This window comes from Nitratireductor sp. XY-223 (assembly GCF_004959855.1).
Taxonomy (GTDB): domain Bacteria; phylum Pseudomonadota; class Alphaproteobacteria; order Rhizobiales; family Rhizobiaceae; genus Hoeflea_A.
In genome coordinates this window covers 108,056-126,045 of the sequence record NZ_SPNT01000007.1, presented here as the reverse complement: position 1 = coordinate 126,045, position 17,990 = coordinate 108,056, and the positions used below count along the sequence as shown (strand labels likewise).

The window sequence follows — 17,990 nt, the reverse complement described above, 5'->3', positions numbered from 1 at the left end:
CATGAACTCCGAAGCTCCCGCGCGGATTTCGGCGACGGTGCTCAACCCCGGCACCGCGACCGGCGCCTTGCTGGTGCTCGACGAGACACTGAGTTTCTGGGGCGGTTTCGATCCGAAGAACGGCGAGATAATCGACCGGCATCATCCCCAGGCGGGCCAATCGGTGACCGGCAAGATCATCGTCATGCCCGCCAGCCGTGGATCGGCCGGCACACCCGCGGGCGTTGCCGAGAGCATCCGCCTGGTCACCGGCCCGGTCGCGGTCATCCTGCGGCATCGTGATATCAATATCGCTATCGGGGCGATGGTCGCGGGCGAACTCTACGGAAGCAGCGTTCCCGTATTGTTGGTATCCGAGCCGGAATATTGTTTTCTAGAAGACGGAAATCGCGTGGAGATTACCCTCGACGGCACCATCCTGATCGGCGATTAGTGGCCCGAGGCATATCAATATTGATATCAAGTTATGCGCAATAGGCATTGGCATTGGATGGCCGTGTTTGCGAAGCTGTGCCTGTCGGATCGCGCTGCAAGAGCGGCCCGGCGACAAGGCGGGACAGGCCTTCGCCCGGTCCCGCGGGAGGGACGTGATGAGTTATGTGAAGCCCGCACACTGGGCCGATCCCGAAAACAAGCTGTTTCCCCATCAGGTCGGCTTCACTTGCCCGCCGCATGACTTCGACGCCGCGCCCACCGATTTTTTGCGCATCGCGCCGGAAACCGTGGGCGTCCATGGCCGCATGCTGCACGTGCCGGGCTACGGACACAGGCTCGACCAGCGAAAGGCGAATTTCGGGCTGCTCGAGGAATTCGTCGAATGCATGGCCAACAACGGTGCCGATGTCTGCGGCCAGGTCGGCTCCAACTGGGTCCATGCCAGCGGCCTTGGCGTCGATGGCATCCGCGATCATTGTGCGATGCTCAGCGACAAGTACCAGACGCCGTTCCACATGGCCGGCTACGCCATGGTCGAGGCGCTGCGTGCGATGAATGTCGAGAAGGTCGCGCTGAACGCCGTCTACCACTGGCCGGACTGGTGGCAGGGAACGGTCGGTTTCCTGAGGGAGGCCGGCTTCGATGTCCTGTGGGCTGGCAATTTCGTCGACCAGGGTTTCATCGCCACGCAAGAGGCGTGCAACGCCCGAAGATGGTGCTTCGACGGCGACCTGGCGGAAAAATCCATGGCTTATGTGGCCGAGAAAGCGCCCGCCGCCGATGCCTACCTTGCCAACGGCATGTGCAATTTCCGCCGCGCCGGAGACGGTCTCGCCCAGCGTTTCGTGTCCCTCGAGGTAGACCTGGAGGCGTTGCTGGGCAAGCCGGTGATCACCCACGACAACGCGCTTTACTGGCGCATTTTCAAGACCCTCGGAATTGGTCCGGTCACCCGCCAGGGCGCCCTGTTGTCAATGCTCTCCAATGGATAGGCCAATGCACAAGATCCTTGTTTTGTGGGCGGTGCCGCGATCGACCTCGACCGCATTCGAGTGGATGATGCGCCAGCGCGGCGACCTGGAATGCCTGCATGAACCCTTCGGCGAGGCCTGGTACCAGGGCGAGGCGCCGCTCTGGCCGCGCCTTTCCGCGGACAGCGTCAGGACACCCGGCCTGACGCTGGAGTCGGTCTGGGAAACGCTGGCGGCGCTGGCCCGCGAGAGGCCGGTCTTTTCCAAGGACTTTCCGCACTACATCGAACATATGTGGACCGACGCGCGGCTCGACATGTTCAATCACTCGTTCCTTATCCGCGATCCCGCCAAGACCATCACGTCCATGTACTCCAAATGGCCGGATTTCCACGAAGGGGAGGTCGGTTTTGCCGAACAACGCGCCCTGTTCGACCGTCTGGCGGAGCGCGACGGCAAGGCGCCGCCGCTCATTGACAGCGACGATCTCCTGGAAGCGCCGCACCGGATCGTGGCGGCCTGGTGCAAGGCGGTGGGTATCGATTTCATCGAGAGCGCCCTGAGCTGGGAGCCGGGCGCCCGCGACGAGGTGAGCTGGTGGGACGGCGGCTCATTCCACGCCAATCTGCGCGATTCCGACGGCCTCAAGCCGCAGTTGCGCCGCCACATCGACATCTCCGACGCGCCGGACCGCGTCAGAGAGGTCTATGACAGCGTTCTTCCCGACTATGAGCATCTTTACGCGCACCGCATTTCCGTCGATGGTTAGCCCTGTTTGGATCGACGGGTGAGCATGACGCCACAGGACAGGTTTTACCGGATCGTCGAAAGCGGCCTTTGTATCGGCTGCGGCTTGTGCCAATCGGTTGCCGGCAAGGATACGATCCGCATGGAAAAGGCGGAAAGCGGCGAATTGCGGCCGCGGGTCCTTGGCGCACTGACCGAGGAACGTGTCGACATGATCTACGAGACCTGTCCAGGTACCCGCGCCGAAGGGCTTCCTGAAGCACTGTCGTCGCAGGCGCCGGAATTCGATCCCGTCTGGGGTCCCTATCACCGGTTGGTGCTCGCATGGGCGGGCGAGCCGCAGATCCGCCACGAGGGATCGGCCGGCGGTGTCCTGACCGCGCTCGGCCGTTACCTCCTCAACAGCCGCCGGGTCGCGTTCGTCCTTCACGTCAAGGCCTCGGCGGCCGAGCCGTCCTTCGGCGAAAGGACGCTGAGTTTCACGGAGGCCGAGGTCCTGGAGGGCGCCGGTTCACGCTACGGCCCAACGGCGCCGCTGATCGATTTCGACGACGTGTTGGCGCGCGAAGAGCCGTTCGCGCTGATCGCCAAACCCTGCGACCTCAATGCCGTGCGCAACTTGGCGCATCGCGATCCGCGCGTGGACGCGCTTGTGCGCTACTGGCTGAGTCCCGTCTGCGGCGGCTATATGCCGACCGAGGCGATGCACCGGTTCATGCACGACAATCGCATCGACCCGTCAAACGTCGCCGCGTTGCGCTATCGCGGGCTCGGCTGTCCGGGGCCGACGACGTTCCGCATGCGCGATAGCGAGGAAAGATCGTTCCACTATCTCGATTTCTGGGGCGAGGACGAGAGCGCCTGGTCGCTGCCGTTCCGCTGCAAGATATGTCCCGACGGCATCGGCGACGGCGCCGATATCGCCGCCGCCGACATCTGGCCCGGGGCGGCGCCCGACAGGAAAGGATCCGAAACCGACCCCGGTTTCAATTCGATCATCGTTCGAACGGCTGCCGGAACGGAACTTGTGGAAGCGGCGGTCGCCGCGGGCTATCTCGCCATTGGTGAGGATGTCGGTCCGGACTTCATGAACGATACCCAGCCGCATCAGGTGAAGAAGAAACTTGCCGCCGGCGCCCGCCTCGATGCGATCGCGCAATCGGGCCGGCCGCGTCTGAAAACCGTTGGATTGCGCATTGACGAACTCGCCGATCTCAACGGCGACGCGAACAACCGGACGCAGGCGGAAGGAACCGCCCGCAGGCTGCGCGAAGGGCAGGGCAGGGAGAAGCGCCCGTTTCAGCGTTAGCCGGAACGTTCTGAGTTCGGTGCATCGTCCCGCAATTGCCGCATGATGCGCAGCGCCGCCTTGTTCTTCAGTCCCTTGGGCGTTAGCCGGGCCCACAACTTGGTCCGGCGTGTGATCCATCGGTCTTCGAGCTGCACCAGTGCGCCGTCGGCCAGATAGCGGTCGACGAAGCCGCGCCAGCCGAGGGCCAGTCCCTGGCCGTTGACTGCTGCCTCCAGCAGGTAGACATAATTGTCGAACGTCTCGACGGTGATGCCGCGATCGGCGATGCCGCGCGCCTCGAACCAGTCGTCCCACACAGCCCATCCGTAATTGGCTTTCGAAAGCGCGAGCAGCGGCACGTCGCGCCAGGCGGATGCGGAACCCTTGAGCTTGGCGCGTATTTCGTCGACCAGGTCCGGCGTGCCGACGGGCGTGATCAGCTCCGGCGTTACCACCGTCGCGTCCTGCCGGTCGGTGGTGTCGGAATATTCGAACACGAGGTCGACACCGGCATCGAGGATCGACGGAACCAGACTGTACTCGCTGGTGATGATGCGCATGTCGGCCTTTCCGCCGAGGGTGCGCTTGAGATCCGCATAACGCGGCATCAGGAACAGGTGCGAGACCTCGTGCGTGCAGGCGATGGTAACATCGCTCGGCTCCGAGCGGATTGAACGCTCCGCGTTCTGGATCTCCTCGAGCGCCGACGTCACGGCGCCGAAATAGAGTTCCCCGGCCCGTGTCAGCGCGACCCGCTTGCCCGACCGGTCGAAGAGCTTGACGCCGAGCCGCGCTTCAAGTCCGCCGATATGCCGGCTGACGGCGGATTGCGACGTGTTCAGCTCTTCCGCCGCGCGGGCGAACCCGCGCAGCCGCGCGACGCTCTCGAAGGCGGTGAGGCTGCTCGTCGACGGAATGTTGTAGCGCCGGCTGCTCATGGCCGACACGATATTGCGAGAGACGAGAATTGCAACGCCAGCTTGATAGCCGGCTACATCGCTCTTGGCCCTGTTCGAAACCGCAACTATGGTGGCGGGTGAAGTGCATTGAACCAGCAACCCGTGCGGGCCGAACCATGTCATCCGATCTTCGCAAGAGCCTCTCCCTGCCAATGCTCATCGCACTCGGCGCGGCCGGCATCATGGGCACAAGCTGGATTTTCACGGCAAGCGACTTTTTCAGGGACTATGGCGCCGGGGGCGAGATTTTCGGGCTTTTGGCGGGTGCGGTGCTCGCCGTCTGCGTCGCCCTGGCCTACGCCGAACTGGCATCGCGCTATCCGCGCGCCGGCGGCGAGGTCGTCTTCGCATTCGCCGCTTTCGGACGCGGCTGGGCCTTCGTCGCAGGCTGGCTGCTGCTTGGCGCCTATGTGAGTTCGCTGGCCTTTTATGTCTCCGCCAGCGGCATGCTCTTGAGCGAGTTGTTGCCGATCATGCGGACGATGCCGATCTACAGCGTCGCCGGCACCACCGTGTTTTTGCCTTCCCTGGCGGTCGGCGTAATCCTGTGCATCGGTGTGTGGCTGCTGACCTCCTCGGGTATGAACCGGGCAGGGCGCTTCCAGATGCTGCTCTTCTCGATCATGATCTGCATAGGGATTGTGCTGGCCATAACGGGATTCTCCACCGGGAGTTTCGAGAACTTCTGGCCGGCCTTTGAGGACGACGCCAATCCATATACGAACACCATTCGTTTCATCCTGCCGGCAATGACGTTCCTGACCGGTTTCAGTCTCGTCTCCACACTGGCCGAAGATGCTGACATGTCCCAGAGGAAAATCGGCATCGCGGTCATCGCGACAGTTGTCGTGGCCGCGATGTTTTACTGCACCGTTCTGCTCGCGACGGCGTGGATTGTCCCCTGGCAGGAGACGGCTGCGCTCGAGGACGGGGTTATCGATGCATTTCGACTAGCGGGTTTCCCCGCCTTGGCCTGGAGCGCCTTCGCGATTTCTGTGCTCGGACTGCTCACCAGCTTTGTCGCATTGTTTCCCGCAGCGTCCCGGCTCGTGCTTGCCATGGCGCGCGCCGGGCTGTTCCCGCGGGCCTTTGCCAATGTCGGACCCTCCGGAAGACCCGGCAACGCGCTGCTTTTCACCCTGGTGCTGACACTGGGACTGGGATGGCTCGGCCGCGGGGCGCTGCTTTGGTTCCTCGATACCGGCGGCGTCTATGTCGGTCTGGCCTGGTGCATTGCGGTGGTCAGCCTGTACCGTGTGCGCCGCATACACGGAGCCGTCGAGCCACCGTTTCGGGCAAGGCCCTTCTGGCTTCCCGGCCTCGGGGCGTTGGCCGCTCTCTGCGTCATCGCGGTCATCCTCATTCCGGGAACGTCCATGTCGCTGATCTGGCCGTATGAATATGCGATTCTCGGTGTTTGGACGGTGCTTGGCATCGTGATCTACGCACTTGCGCCGCGCAGGACCGAGAGCGAGATGCGGCGGGCCGTACTCGGCAACGCGGGAGACGATGATCCGTAGCGGTTGGTCCGTCTTACGGTTTGACGCACAGCGTGATCCGTTGAATCGATCAGTCCAGTCTTTCGGATAACTATCTGGAAGAATTAAATTAAATCCAGGAGCCCACAGTTCGGACACGCAATCCCGTCGTGCCGGCGCCGTTGGCCGTCATATTGCTGACATGCCGTTTTGATCCAGCGTGTATGTCTGGTTTGTCGCCAAGCGAATCAGCGCCATCAATATTGATTTGTGCCAAAAGGCATATTATATTAAGCCACATGGCAAGGAAAGCAAATATGGCACCGCAGCCGCTTCAAAAGGAGTTCGCCGGACCGGGCGCAGGTCTCGCAACCATGGACGACGACCGCGTCGCAGCGGTCGCCGCCAAGGCCTATGCGCGCATCGTCGCGGCCTGGAAGCTCAACAACAGGCTTGCCGCCGATCTGATCGCGGTCAGCCCGCGCACCTGGGCGCGCATGAAGAGCGGCCAGTGGACGGGCCGGCTTAACCGCGATCAGTTGCTGCGGGTCAGCGCCATCACCGGCCTTTACAAGGCACTGCACCTCTATTTCAGCGATGCCTTGGCTGACCGCTGGGTCGGCCTGCGCAACAGCGGCCCGATATTCTCCGGCCGCGAGCCGGTCGAGGCGATGATCGAGGGCGGTCTGCCCGCGATCATGGAAACCCGCAATTATGTCGATGCGCTGCGGGGCGGGGCGTGACGCCACCCGAGGCCACCATCTGCCAGCAAGCCACGGTCCGCCTGGTTCCCACCGCCTACTACAAGCCTCCGGTGCTGGCCCCGCTCGTCGACGACGACGAGGAGCTGGCGATCCTCGCGGAGATCGAGGGTCTGACAAACCGGCGCCTTCGGGCGCAGAGCACCGGTCTTCCGGGGCTCGACCCGCGGGAACTGGCCTTTAACGTCTGGGGCCAGTCCTATATCAACGCCGCGTTTGCCTATACGCGGGCCGGCGGCAACCGCTTCAACGACGAGAGCCGCGGCGCGTGGTATTGCGCCTTCGAAGACCTGACGGCCATCGACGAGGTGGCCTTTCACAAGACACGGGAACTGGCCGCCATCGGTGTTTTTGAAGAGGAAACGGTCTATCAGTGCCTGCTGGCCGCCTTCGTCGGCGATTTTCATGATCTGCGGGCAATGACAGGATCGCCCGCCTGTCTCGGGAAGGACCCGGAAAACGCCTATCCGGAAGGCCAGGCCCTTGCCGCCGCATTGAGGGAATACGGCAGTCGCGGCATTATCTACCCATCTGCCCGACGCGCCGGCGGAACCTGCCTTGTCGCCTTCCAGCCGCATCTCGTCCAGAACGTGCGGCCGGGCGCCCGTTGGAAGCTTGTCTGGAACGGTTCGCCGCAATACACGGCCGTCGCGGATTGAGCGAAACGGAATCACCTCCAGAACGGCGCAGCTTTACATAACTTTACATTGACGAAAAACACCCGAAACGGCGGCCGGGTAGGACGGCATGTGTGCATTTCGAAATGTGCCGCCGGCAGAGCGCCGGCCTCCACAAGGAAAGCGAACCATGAGCCGCAAACTGCCATTCAATGCCGTCAAACTGATCTTCCTCGGCGGATTTTACCTGTTCCTGCTCGTCCTCTACGCGACCGCCGCGCCGGCGCAGGGCATGTCCATTGGCGATGAACAGCAATTACAGGAAAGGGTGCAGGAAATGGCCGAAAAGTTGCAACTGACCGAAGATCAGCGCCAGGCCCTGATACCGATCATGCAGGACTACGGTCTGGCCACCAAGGCGATGCTCGAAAAGCACGACGTCGATCTGGAGCCGGGGGAGCGCCCCTCCAGGCGCAAGATGATGGCGATGCGCGGCGACGTGCAGAAGAACCGAAGCGCGTTCGAGCAGCAGCTGGCGACCGTGCTTTCGCCGCAGCAGATGGACGAATTCCACAGGCTGCAAAAGGAACAGCGTGAAGCGATGCGCGCGCGACTGCGCCGCACGAACTGACCGGAACCGGTTCCGGTCGCGGAATTTACATTTCTTTACCTGGCCGAAAAGCCGCGGAAACGTCCGAACACCACGTTGGAATGGAGGCCCGGGGCCATGTCCCCGAGGCGTCGACAGTAAAGGAGCAAACCATGTCGAACGAGCAGCACAACCCGAAATCCGGCCTGTTCAGGAAAGGCAACCGGTTGGCCATCGCGCTGATCGCCGGTGCCGGCATCACCGCCGGCGGCATATTCACCGTCCAGGCCGTGGCCGACAGCAAGACCTACCAGCATGTCCGCATGCTGACCGCGGATGGCGGTGCCGAACTGCGCAATGCGGCCTGGGGCGGGCACCGCCGCCGCGGACCGGATTTCGCCAACATGTCGAATGCCGAAATCGAACGGCAGATCACCAGGGCGGTCAAACACCTGGCAATCGAGATCGATGCCACCGAGGAGCAGCAGGAGCAGATCGTCGCCCTGGTCCTGCCGGCGGTCATCAACATGAAAACGCTGCGTGGCGAGATGCGCGGAACCGGGCAGGAATTCGCTGAACTGCTGACCTCGCCGGTCGTCGATCGCGCTGCGATCGAGGAACTGCGTGCCGAAAAACTTGCGGAGGCCGACCAGATCAGCAAAGAATGGGTCGATGTTGTCACCGATGTGTCCATGGTACTGACCGCGGAACAGCGCGATACGATCAAGGAGCGGTTGGAGCAGTTCCGGTCGATGCGCGGCAGGTGGCGTCACTGAAATCGACTTCCGCAGCAGACACATTGAATGACACAACAGATTCTTCTCATTGAAGACGATGCGCGGCTCGCCGAGATGGTCAGGGACTATCTCGGCGAGTCCGATTTTGCGGTCACGATCGCTGCCACCGGGGCCGAAGGGCTTGCGCTGCAACGCCAGCGCGGCTTCGACGCGGTGCTGCTCGATCTGATGCTGCCCGATACCGACGGGCTCGAGGTCTGCCGCACTATTCGCGCGGGCGACGGGGTTCCGATCCTGATGCTGACGGCAAAGGGAGAGCCAATGGACCGCATTGTCGGACTGGAGCTCGGCGCGGACGACTATCTTCCCAAACCTTTTGAGCCGCGCGAGCTGCTGGCCCGCCTGCGCGCAATCTTGCGCCGCGGTCGCAGCGAAGAGCGGTCGGACATCTTGCGCTTCGGCAGCCTCGAGATCGATCCGCAGGCCATGGAGGCGCGCATCGGAGGGCGGGTCTGCGCGCTGACCCCGCACCAGTTCAAACTGCTGCACATCATGGCCGGGAGCGCCGGCCGGGTGCTCAGCCGCGACTACATCATGAACGCGCTGAAAGGTGAGGACCTGGCGGCGTTCGACCGGTCGATCGATGTGCACGTTTCGCGCATCCGCGCCGAGATCGAGGAAGATCCCAACCGGCCGCGCCGGCTGATTACCGTCAGGGGGGCGGGCTACGTCTTCGCCCGGTCGCAGGACTGATGCGAAGCACTGACCACCTTCAAGGCCTGGTCCGATGCTGAGACGGCGCCTTTACCTCCAGATCTACCTGACCCTGATCGCCAGCCTTGTTCTCGTGGCCATCTTGTCCGGCATCCTGTGGAACGCGTTCGGACGCGACGGCGAGGATCGGCGGATCACGGAAGTGGCGGGCCGGTTTGTGGCTCTCACATTGCCGCCCGCGGACGCCCCGGACAGCGAACAGCAGGCCGCGGTCAATTCGCTTGGCCGCGAACTCGAACTCGATATCAGCCTGTTCGATGCCGAAGGGGAGCTGATCGCGGCTTACGGCGAGCCGAAAATCCTGCGCTCCCGGCACAACCGGCGCAGCGGTTGGCGGCGGACATCGGAAGGGCCGGCCTTTTCGCTGCGCCTGCCGGACGGCCGCTCCGTTGTCGCCGACCCGCCCGGCGGGGACGGGTTCAAGCCGTTGCGCGATCTGCTCCTGATGCTCTTGATTGTCGCCGTGTGCGTCGGTCTCGCTGCATTTCCGCTGGTGCGCCGCCTCACCAAGCGGCTGGAACTTCTGCAACGCGGTGTCGAGCGCATAGGGGCCGGCGAACTGAGCGCTCGCGTCGAGGTACGCGGGCGCGACGAGGTGGCCAAGCTCGCCGAGAGCTTCAACGAGGCGGCCGAGAAGATCGAGAAACTGGTCGGTGCGCATCGGCTGCTGCTCGCCAACGCCTCGCACGAACTGCGCACGCCGCTGTCGCGCATCCGCCTCGGCCTGGAGATGTCGAAAGGCGAGCAGGACCCGAAGCGAAAGAAAGACCTGCAGCGGGACATCGCCGAACTCGACAATCTCATCGACGAGATCCTCCTGATGAGCCGGCTGGACGCGGGCGCGAACGTCAACATGAACCAGCCCGTCGATCTCGTCGCCCTGGCGGCCGAGGAATGCGCCCGCTACGACGATTGCCGGCTGTCCGGGCGGGCGCCGGAGATCAGCGGCGATCCGCGCCTTCTTCACCGCCTGCTGGCGAACCTGCTGGAAAACGCACACAAGCACGGTGTTCCGCCGGTGTTCGTCGAACTGGAGGCCGATGACGACACCGTGACGCTGACGGTTCGCGACTGGGGGGAGGGCATTGCCGAGAAGGACCGGGAGAAGGTGTTCCGGCCCTTCTACCGTGGCGCTGACCGGCAGAATGTCGAGGGTTACGGCCTCGGCCTGCCGCTGGTCGACCAGATCGCAAGGGCGCACGGCGGCTCCGTCGAGATCGTGCCGCGCGAGGAAGAGAACGCCGCAATCAGGGTCCGCCTGCCACGCCAATCACCGGTCATATGATACGAAAACAGGCCGCGAGGCGGCCTGTCATCAGGTTTTGCCGGCAGTTTCCGGTTACGCCTTGCCGTATTCGTCCCGAAGGCGGATCCAGTCCATCGGGTAGGGCAGCTGGTTCTCGTCGCGTCCCTTGGGAACGAGATCGAGGAAATGGTAACAGGCGATCAGCATGTCGAGACCGCGCGCATAGGTCGAATAGGTGTGGAAGATCTTTCCGTCGGCGTCCTTGTAGAAGACGCTGACCCCCGGAGCTTCATCCGCCGGGAATTCGCTGGCCCGGTAATTGTAGCGGATGGTCCCCTTTTCCCGCGCTTCTTCTGTGAACGAGACTTCGAAGTCGTAGTTGAAGTCGCTGCCGAGCGATGAGATCCAGTCGAAGCTCCAGCCCATGCGTTTCTTGAAGGCGTCTAGCGTTTCGAGCGGCGCCCGCGAAACGGCGACGAGCGTAACGTCCCGTGCCGCCAGGTGCACGACATTGCGGTCGAAGCTGTCGGCCAGGAACGAGCAGCTCTTGCAGCCTGCCTCCCAGTCCGGTCCGTACATGAAGTGGTAGACGACAAGCTGGCTGTTTTCGCCGAAGAGGTCGCCCAGCGACTTCTTGCCGGCGGCGGTGTCGAATGTGTAGTCCTTGGTCACCTCGACCCATGGCAGCGCCTGGCGCTCATGGCTGAGCGCGTCGCGTTCGCGGTTAAAGGCTTTTTCGCGCTCAAGCAGCGCAACCCGCGCTTTCAGCCACTCTTCGCGAGAAACAACGGCATGATCCTGCATGGCTCTTCTCCCTATTCAAACAGTTTGTCGAGGCAGTTGAAGCTCGAATCCCAGCCCATGCGGTGATTGTCGCGATTGCTGACTTCGGCGAACGCGCGTTGGTCGAGCTTCATCTTGGTGCCGCGGTCAACGGCTTCGAATGTGACCGTGATTTCGGTTTCCTCTCCGCGCGAGCCGTCGGGCTGGTGCCAGGCCCAGGTGAAGACCAGCCGGTTGGGTCGGTCGATCGCCTTGTAGATCCCGGAGACAATGACTTCGCCGCCTTCCGCGTTGCGCATGGTCGTCTCCCAGCTGCCGCCCTCGCGCACATCAAGGTTGTGCTTGGGAATGCTCATGCCTTCCGGGCCCCACCACTGAATCAGCATGTCCGGGTTGATCCATGCATCGAAGACCTTGTCGGGCGGGGCTGCGATGGTGCGCTCGATGTAGAGCACCTGATCGTCAATCACGGTCGTCATCTTTGTTTTCCTTTTCCTTGTTGTCCTGCAGGACTTTTTCCAGCCGGTCGAACGATGTCTGCCAGAAGCGGCGGTAACGCCCGATCCAGTCATCCAGGCTGCGCAGGCTCTGCGGGCGCACGCTAAAGGATCGGAACTGCCGGTCGATCTTGCGCTCGATCACGCCGGCTTCCTCCAGCACCTTCAAATGCCTTGAGATGGCCGGCTTGGAGATGTTGAAAGGTTCGGCAAGCGAGCCCGCCGTCTGGTCGCCCTTTTCAAGGAGCTGTTCGACGATCGCGAAACGCGTTGGATCCGACAGGGCGGAGAATATGTGCTGCACGTTCATTATTTACCTCATTGGTTAAATAACACTAATGTTAAATATTAGCACTGTCAAGCCGGCTCTTTCGATCGCGGTCCCCGTGTGCAGTTAGATGAAAACCGGCCTTGCGCGCAACGCGACGCAATGCCATAGCTCGCGCATGTCTCTCGGCAACCGGAAGGCGGATACGGTTCCCGCCGAACATCAATCCCATCCGTCCGTCGTCCGGCTGGCAGCCGGTGGGCTGGTTGCCATGGCCGTTGCCATGGGGCTCGGACGGTTCGTCTATACGCCGCTATTGCCGGATCTCATGCAGGGTCTCGGCCTCAACCCGGCCGATGCCGGCTTCATCGCCTCTGCCAACTATGTCGGCTATCTTCTTGGCGCTGTCCTTGCCGCCTACGGCTGGGCCGCGGGCATCGAGCGGCGGGTCTTCGTCGGCGGCCTGGTCGCCACGACGGTGCTGCTGGCGGCCATACCGCTGGTCGATGGAGTGCTGGCGCTGGCCGCCATTCGTTTTGCTGCGGGCATCGCCAGCGCCTTTTCGATGATTTTCGTGTCGACCATCATCTTCAGCCATTTCGACGTTGCCGGCCGCCACGACCTTCAGGCGGTCCATTTCAGCGGTGTTGGCATCGGAATGATCATATCGGCGATCCTGCTCATGATCCTGCTGCGGGCTGACGCGCACTGGCCGGTCGGCTGGTACGCCTCGGCCTTGCTGGCGGCAGCCGGAGCGCTGGTCGCCACCGTCCTGGTGCGTGCCGACCCGGCGCATTCCGCCAACGGCAGGAAGGAACCGCCGCTCGTTTGGGATCGGCCCTTGCTGCTGATTTCTGCCGCCTACGGCCTGTTCGGCATCGGCTACATCGTCACCGCGACATTTCTCGTGGCGATCGTTCGCGGCGGCGCCGGGCAATCGCCGCTGGAAGGCTGGGTCTGGATGGCGACCGGCATCGCGGCGACCTTCTCGCTGGTCCTGTGGGCCCCGTTCCGCAGGCATTTCAGCCTGTTTGCGGCCTTTTCGGCCGGCTGCGTGGTGGAGGCGGCCGGTGTCGCCGCCAGCGTGCTGGTGCCGCTGCCGATCGGGCCCTTCGTCGGCGGTGCGCTGCTCGGCGCCACCTTCATCGCCATAACCGCCTACGGCCTGCAGGCCGGGCGGCTGCTTGCCGGACGGTCGCCCCGGCGGGCGCTTGCCATCATGACCGCATGCTTCGGCACCGGCCAGATCATCGGTCCGATCGTGGCGGGGTATCTCGCCGAGATTTCCGGCACATATACGTCAGGCAGCCTGGTTGCCGCCGCAGCGCTCATCCTGGCGGCGGTCCTGGCGGCCATGGCCGCGACACACGCGCAGGGAACGCAATTGTGATATGCAAAGCCTGGTGTTCGGCCATAGGTATTCGTTCCAGGTAAAATGCGTTAATGGGCGGTCAGATATTTGACTCCGTCAATATAACAAGCAGCAAACCGGAAGAGACGAACCGTGTTCAAATCCTTCTTTCCTCAGCCCAAGGTGTTTTTCCTGTCCGCGGTCGCCTGGGCCTTATTGTCGGCTTTCATCTGGTACATGTACGGGACCGGGATCGGTACCGCGCTGGGGTTTGAATTCGCACCGGACGACGCGGAAGTTGTCGGCATCCGCTATTTCTGGACCCAGAGCTTTTTGTGGTTCTACGTCTATTACGCCGTTGTCGTCGCGATCTTCGCGGTCTTCTGGTATCGCTTTTCGCCGCATCCATGGTTCATCTGGTCGGTGCTCGGCTCGGCACTGATACTGTTTTCCACCTATTTTTCCGTCCAGGTTTCCGTGGCGCTCAACAACTGGCGCAGACCGTTCTTCGATTCCGTTCAATCGGCACTGGAGGGCGAGGGGACGGTGACCGCCGCCGACCTTTACGGTCTCATCATGATCTTCGGTTACATCGCCTTCATGGCCATGGCCGTCTTTGTCGCCACCCGGTTTCTCGTCAGCCACTACATCTTCCGCTGGCGCACCGCCATGAACAATTACTACATGTCGCGCTGGAAAGAGGTCCGGCATATCGAGGGCGCCTCGCAGCGTGTCCAGGAAGACACCATGCGCTTCGCCGGCATCATGGAAGGGCTCGGCGTCAGCATGGTCGATTCCGTCATGACGCTGTTTGCGTTCCTGCCGGTCCTGTGGAGCCTGTCGGGCTATGTCAGCGAATTGCCGATCATCGGCGAAATCCCGTCGCCTCTGTTCACGGCCGCGATATTCTGGTCGCTCTTCGGCACAGTGCTTTTATCCGTTGTCGGGATCAAGCTGCCCGGTCTGGAGTTCAAGAACCAGCGGGTCGAGGCGGCCTACCGCAAGGAGCTGGTCTATGGCGAGGACGATGAGAAAAGGGCGCAGCCGCCGACCGTCGCCGAACTCTTCAACAATGTCCGCAAGAACTATTTTCGCCTCTATTTCCACTATATGTACTTCAATATTGCCCGGGGCTTTTTCCTGCAGGCGGACAACATCTTTGCCTATTTCATACTCATTCCGACGATTACCGCCGGCAAGATCACCCTCGGCCTCATTCAGCAGATCCTGACGGCCTTTGCCCAGGTCTCCAATTCGTTCCAGTACCTGGTGAACTCGTGGACGACGATCGTCGAGCTGATGTCGATCTACAAAAGGCTGAAGGCATTCGAGGCCGCGATCAGGAACGAGCCGTTGCCGGAGATTGACCAGGCCTATCTGGCGCGCATCGATGCCTCGTCCGATCCGCTTTCATCGGTGATCGAGGCAGAACGTCCTTAAACTGGAGATGATGGGTTTCTATGCGCCGCCGTCGACGCGGCTTCGCGCCTTGATGGTGTCGAGCGCGCCGGCATAGGTGATGCAGGAAACGTCCTCTCGGCCGCAGACATCGCTTAAGAGCCGCTCCACCGCCCGCCAATAGGCTCCGCCGTTCATTTCGACGAAATGCATCCCGATCTGCAGCGGCCGGCGCGGCCCCCGGTATTGCCGGTCGAAGGCGCGCCGGAAGGCCTGGTAGGCGCGCTCCTCATAGACCCCGGACTTGGCCGCGTTCTCGATGCCGCCGGAGTGGCGCACGAACATGTTGTAGTCCATGGCGATCACCCGCCTGTTGCCAGGACCCTCGGGAATGAGCGGCAGATCGAACGTGCTGAAGGCGAGGCCCGTGCGCGGTTGCACCGGCCCGCGCGACACGCCGCTCGCATCATAGGCGTAGCCGGATTTTTTCAGGGCGGGGTTCAGATTGCCGTTGGTCGACAGGTAAGGCGCCCTGAATCCGGTCACGTCCTCGCGGACGAAAGCCTGCCAGCCTTCCGGTTCCCGGTCCGCCACGCCTGCATTCGACCAAGCGTCTTCCATTGTCTTTGAAAATGCCGAGAGCTCGGACCGCCACTGACGCTCGCTCCAGTCGCCGCCGTCGAAATGTCCGCAGGCGTGGCTGGCAATCTCGTGGCCTTCGTTGCGCGCCTGCCAGATATGGTCAAGCCGCCTCTGCACCTCGGCCTCGTCCCTCGCAAATCCCACATTGGAGCGTCCGGCCTTCTGTGCGGGAGCCTTGTAAGACCATCTCTGGTCCTTCGTCATGAGGAACGTACAGGACAGGAAATAGGTGAAGCGCGCGCCGGTTCGCCGGGCGATATCCCGGCTCTTTTGCCACAGATCATTGTCGTGCGCGCCGTCGAACGAGACGATGACGAGCTGTTCCGGTCTGGTGTCCTTTGCCTGGGTTTGCGGTACGAGCAATGCGGATAGAAATACGATCGCGGTGAGTTTGTACAACTTGAACATGAGGCCCTTCGGATTCAGGGTAATTCACAATATCACGCGACTGCTTGATGCAGTGACGACCGCGCGATGACGATACAACGCCGAACCTGGTCGGGCAATTTACTCAAGTGACATTGTCAGGCGGATGCCTCGGCTACGAAGCACAATGCACACATTTTTCAGCCATTGGGTCGATTTCAAGGCGGCCGTCGGGGATTTCCTCGTCACATTCCGTGCAGTAGCCGTACTCGCCGTCCTTGATTCGCCGCTCGGCCATTTCGATTCGCACCAGGTCGCGCTTGCGCTGGCGCTCCTGCGCTTCGGCCATGGCCTGCTGCTGCATCGAATCCATGCGCGACAGCCGGCCGACCGCCTGCTGGTCGAGCACCACGGTCGATCGTGACTCTTCGGAAAGCTTCGACAGGGCCTCTATTTCGGCCTTGCGCGCGGCGAGCCGCGTTCTTGCAATTTCAAGATCAATGGCCATTTTCATATGCTAAGGATGCGATTCCGGTGACGCAAGTTGTGTCCGGCGCCATGGTGAACGCGCCGCAAACACCTTGATCGACGGCCGGCAGCCAGCGGTGGGGCACGTCTTGCTTGTTTGCGGCGGTGACCCGGGCAAGCAAGAGGGGACATCATGCTTATACTGATACTTGGACTGATCCTGTTCCTGGGCGTTCACTCTGTGCGCATATTCGCGCCCGACTTCCGCGCCCGCTTTATCGAGACCCGCGGCGACAATGCCTGGAAGGGGGCCTATTCGCTGGTCTCGCTGGTCGGCTTCATCCTGATCATCTGGGGGTTTTCAATGGCCCGCTTCGAGGGGCCTATCCTCTATACGCCACCGGTCTGGATGAGCCACATTGCGCTGTTCATAATGCTGCTTTCCTTCATTTCGCTCGCCGTCTACGGCGTTCCTACGGGCAGGCTGAAGGCGGTTTTGAAGCACCCGATGCTTCTGGCGGTCAAACTGTGGGCCTTTGCCCATCTGCTGGCCAATGGCGACCTCGCATCGGTGCTGTTGTTCGGCACCTTCCTGGCCTGGGCGGTGGCCGACCGGATATCGGTCAAACGGCGCGTGCCCGAGGGGCAGGCGCAGGATGTGGAACAAGGACCGGTGCGCAACGACGTCATCGCCGTGGTGGCGGGCGCCGCCATCTATGTGCTGTTCGTCTGGAAGCTGCACGAGTGGCTGATCGGTGTGCCCCCGGTCGTACTGTGAGCGGCAATTGAGCAATTTTGACATTTTTTCTTACATACGCTGTAAAATCGGCTACAAGGCCCGCCTGAACAAGAAGAGCAGATGGCGGCGGGCCGATGCCCGCGCCGAGTTGAGGGCCGGTGGATCCGGTAGGCACCATGTCTGACGACAGTTTTATCCGCGAGGTCGATGAAGAGCTGCGCTCCGACCGGATGAAATCGATCTGGAAGCGGTTCGGCAAATACATTATCGGCCTTGCCGTACTGATCGTGGTCGGCACGGCCGGCGTGCGCGGTTACGAATATTGGCAGCAGACCCAGGCCTCGCGGTCGGGCGATGCCTTCCTCGCCGCCCTCAATCTTGCCCGCGAGGGCCGTCAGGACGAGGCGCTGGCGGCGCTGCGCGAGCTCGAGACCACCGGCTACGGATCCTATCCGGCGCTGGCGCGCATGCGCGCTGCCACGGTGCTGGCCGACAGGGGCGATCACGAGGCGGCCATCGCCGACTTTTCGACCATCGGCAACGATCGTAGCGTTCCGGCCGCCATCCGCGACATCGCCCGCATCAGGGCCGCCTATCTGCTCGTCGATTTCGGCTCCTATGACGATGTCGCCGTTCAGGCCGAGGCGCTGAGCGGCGCCGACAATCCGTTGCGCCACTCGGCCAGGGAAGCGCTCGGCCTGTCGGCCTGGAAGCAGGGCGACTTCGTACAGGCGCGGCAGTGGTTCGAACTCATCGCCGGCGACACCGGTGTTCCGGGCGGCATTTCCCAACGCGCGCAACTGATGCTGGATGTTATCGCCGCCAGCGGGCAGGGCGGGCAGCAGTCCTGACCCATTGGACCGCTGCGTCGTC

Annotated in this window: 21 protein-coding genes; 15 read left to right on the top strand and 6 right to left on the bottom strand. The window is 62.5% G+C overall.

Annotated elements, in window-relative coordinates; translation table 11 throughout:
• Position 1 precedes the first annotated feature (1 nt).
• The 4 genes from E4M07_RS21405 (at position 2) to E4M07_RS21390 (ending at position 3,462) form a co-directional block, all read left to right on the top strand.
• Complete coding sequence (locus E4M07_RS21405) at positions 2–433, top strand: DUF126 domain-containing protein (RefSeq protein WP_136660444.1); 432 nt, start codon at positions 2–4, stop codon at positions 431–433.
• 157 nt (positions 434–590) lie between these two features.
• Positions 591–1,427: a hypothetical protein gene (locus E4M07_RS21400; RefSeq protein WP_136660443.1), complete on the top strand. Its 837-nt coding sequence runs from the start codon at positions 591–593 to the stop codon at positions 1,425–1,427.
• A 4-nt stretch (positions 1,428–1,431) separates the two neighbouring features.
• On the top strand, positions 1,432–2,175 hold the full coding sequence (locus E4M07_RS21395) for a sulfotransferase family protein (RefSeq protein WP_136660442.1): 744 nt from the start codon (positions 1,432–1,434) through the stop codon (positions 2,173–2,175).
• A gap of 24 nt (positions 2,176–2,199) precedes the next feature.
• Positions 2,200–3,462, top strand: coding sequence for a Coenzyme F420 hydrogenase/dehydrogenase, beta subunit C-terminal domain (locus tag E4M07_RS21390; RefSeq protein ID WP_246660552.1), 1,263 nt, complete (start codon positions 2,200–2,202; stop codon positions 3,460–3,462).
• Here the strand turns inward: E4M07_RS21390 and E4M07_RS21385 are convergent.
• A complete protein-coding gene (locus E4M07_RS21385) occupies positions 3,459–4,382 on the bottom strand; it encodes a LysR family transcriptional regulator (RefSeq protein ID WP_169054334.1) in 924 nt (307 codons plus the stop codon). The two genes, E4M07_RS21390 and E4M07_RS21385, sit on opposite strands and share 4 nt — an antisense overlap.
• Before the next feature lie 137 nt (positions 4,383–4,519).
• On the opposite strand from E4M07_RS21385, the gene E4M07_RS21380 reads away from it, so the two are divergent.
• From E4M07_RS21380 to E4M07_RS21350, 7 genes are all read left to right on the top strand, one after another.
• Entirely contained in the window at positions 4,520–5,923 is a 1,404-nt protein-coding gene (locus tag E4M07_RS21380; protein WP_136660439.1) for an APC family permease, read from the top strand.
• A gap of 275 nt (positions 5,924–6,198) precedes the next feature.
• Complete coding sequence (locus E4M07_RS21375) at positions 6,199–6,624, top strand: antitoxin Xre-like helix-turn-helix domain-containing protein (protein ID WP_246660543.1); 426 nt, start codon at positions 6,199–6,201, stop codon at positions 6,622–6,624.
• On the top strand, positions 6,621–7,301 hold the full coding sequence (locus E4M07_RS21370; RefSeq protein ID WP_246660542.1) for an RES family NAD+ phosphorylase: 681 nt from the start codon (positions 6,621–6,623) through the stop codon (positions 7,299–7,301). Before E4M07_RS21375 ends, E4M07_RS21370 begins: the two co-directional genes overlap by 4 nt.
• Positions 7,302–7,449: 148 nt before the next feature.
• Positions 7,450–7,890, top strand: coding sequence for a hypothetical protein (locus E4M07_RS21365; RefSeq protein WP_136660438.1), 441 nt, complete (start codon positions 7,450–7,452; stop codon positions 7,888–7,890).
• A gap of 131 nt (positions 7,891–8,021) precedes the next feature.
• Complete coding sequence (locus E4M07_RS21360; RefSeq protein WP_169054333.1) at positions 8,022–8,624, top strand: Spy/CpxP family protein refolding chaperone; 603 nt, start codon at positions 8,022–8,024, stop codon at positions 8,622–8,624.
• Between the two features lie 27 nt (positions 8,625–8,651).
• Complete coding sequence (locus E4M07_RS21355) at positions 8,652–9,338, top strand: response regulator transcription factor (protein ID WP_136660436.1); 687 nt, start codon at positions 8,652–8,654, stop codon at positions 9,336–9,338.
• Between the two features lie 34 nt (positions 9,339–9,372).
• Complete coding sequence (locus E4M07_RS21350) at positions 9,373–10,644, top strand: ATP-binding protein (protein ID WP_136660435.1); 1,272 nt, start codon at positions 9,373–9,375, stop codon at positions 10,642–10,644.
• Between the two features lie 54 nt (positions 10,645–10,698).
• On the opposite strand, the gene E4M07_RS21345 is transcribed toward E4M07_RS21350, so the two are convergent.
• From E4M07_RS21345 to E4M07_RS21335, 3 genes are read right to left on the bottom strand one after another with little or no spacing between them, the layout of a single operon-like run.
• Positions 10,699–11,409, bottom strand: coding sequence for a thioredoxin family protein (locus E4M07_RS21345; RefSeq protein ID WP_136660434.1), 711 nt, complete (start codon positions 11,407–11,409; stop codon positions 10,699–10,701).
• A gap of 11 nt (positions 11,410–11,420) precedes the next feature.
• On the bottom strand, positions 11,421–11,867 hold the full coding sequence (locus E4M07_RS21340; RefSeq protein ID WP_136660433.1) for an SRPBCC domain-containing protein: 447 nt from the start codon (positions 11,865–11,867) through the stop codon (positions 11,421–11,423).
• On the bottom strand, positions 11,851–12,195 hold the full coding sequence (locus tag E4M07_RS21335) for a metalloregulator ArsR/SmtB family transcription factor (RefSeq protein ID WP_136660432.1): 345 nt from the start codon (positions 12,193–12,195) through the stop codon (positions 11,851–11,853). Before E4M07_RS21335 ends, E4M07_RS21340 begins: the two co-directional genes overlap by 17 nt.
• Before the next feature lie 88 nt (positions 12,196–12,283).
• Between E4M07_RS21335 and E4M07_RS21330 the strand changes: the two genes are divergently transcribed.
• The gene (locus tag E4M07_RS21330) at positions 12,284–13,543 is read left to right on the top strand and encodes a YbfB/YjiJ family MFS transporter (RefSeq protein WP_246660541.1); all 1,260 of its coding nucleotides are present in this window, start codon (positions 12,284–12,286) and stop codon (positions 13,541–13,543) included.
• Positions 13,544–13,657: 114 nt separating this feature from the next.
• On the top strand, positions 13,658–14,944 hold the full coding sequence (gene sbmA / locus E4M07_RS21325; RefSeq protein WP_136660431.1) for a peptide antibiotic transporter SbmA: 1,287 nt from the start codon (positions 13,658–13,660) through the stop codon (positions 14,942–14,944).
• A gap of 18 nt (positions 14,945–14,962) precedes the next feature.
• On the opposite strand, the gene E4M07_RS21320 is transcribed toward sbmA, so the two are convergent.
• On the bottom strand, positions 14,963–15,952 hold the full coding sequence (locus E4M07_RS21320) for a polysaccharide deacetylase family protein (protein ID WP_136660430.1): 990 nt from the start codon (positions 15,950–15,952) through the stop codon (positions 14,963–14,965).
• Between the two features lie 133 nt (positions 15,953–16,085).
• Positions 16,086–16,418 (bottom strand): TraR/DksA C4-type zinc finger protein, encoded by a 333-nt coding sequence (locus E4M07_RS21315; protein ID WP_136660429.1) that lies wholly within the window; start codon positions 16,416–16,418, stop codon positions 16,086–16,088.
• A 153-nt stretch (positions 16,419–16,571) separates the two neighbouring features.
• Between E4M07_RS21315 and E4M07_RS21310 the strand changes: the two genes are divergently transcribed.
• Together E4M07_RS21310 and E4M07_RS21305 are read left to right on the top strand one after the other, a co-directional pair.
• Positions 16,572–17,156, top strand: a complete 585-nt coding sequence (locus tag E4M07_RS21310; protein WP_136660428.1) for an NnrU family protein — start codon at positions 16,572–16,574, stop codon at positions 17,154–17,156.
• A 137-nt stretch (positions 17,157–17,293) separates the two neighbouring features.
• Positions 17,294–17,968 carry a tetratricopeptide repeat protein gene (locus E4M07_RS21305; protein ID WP_136660427.1) on the top strand — a complete coding sequence of 225 codons (675 nt, stop codon included), beginning with the start codon at positions 17,294–17,296 and terminating at the stop codon, positions 17,966–17,968.
• Positions 17,969–17,990: the final 22 nt, after the last annotated feature.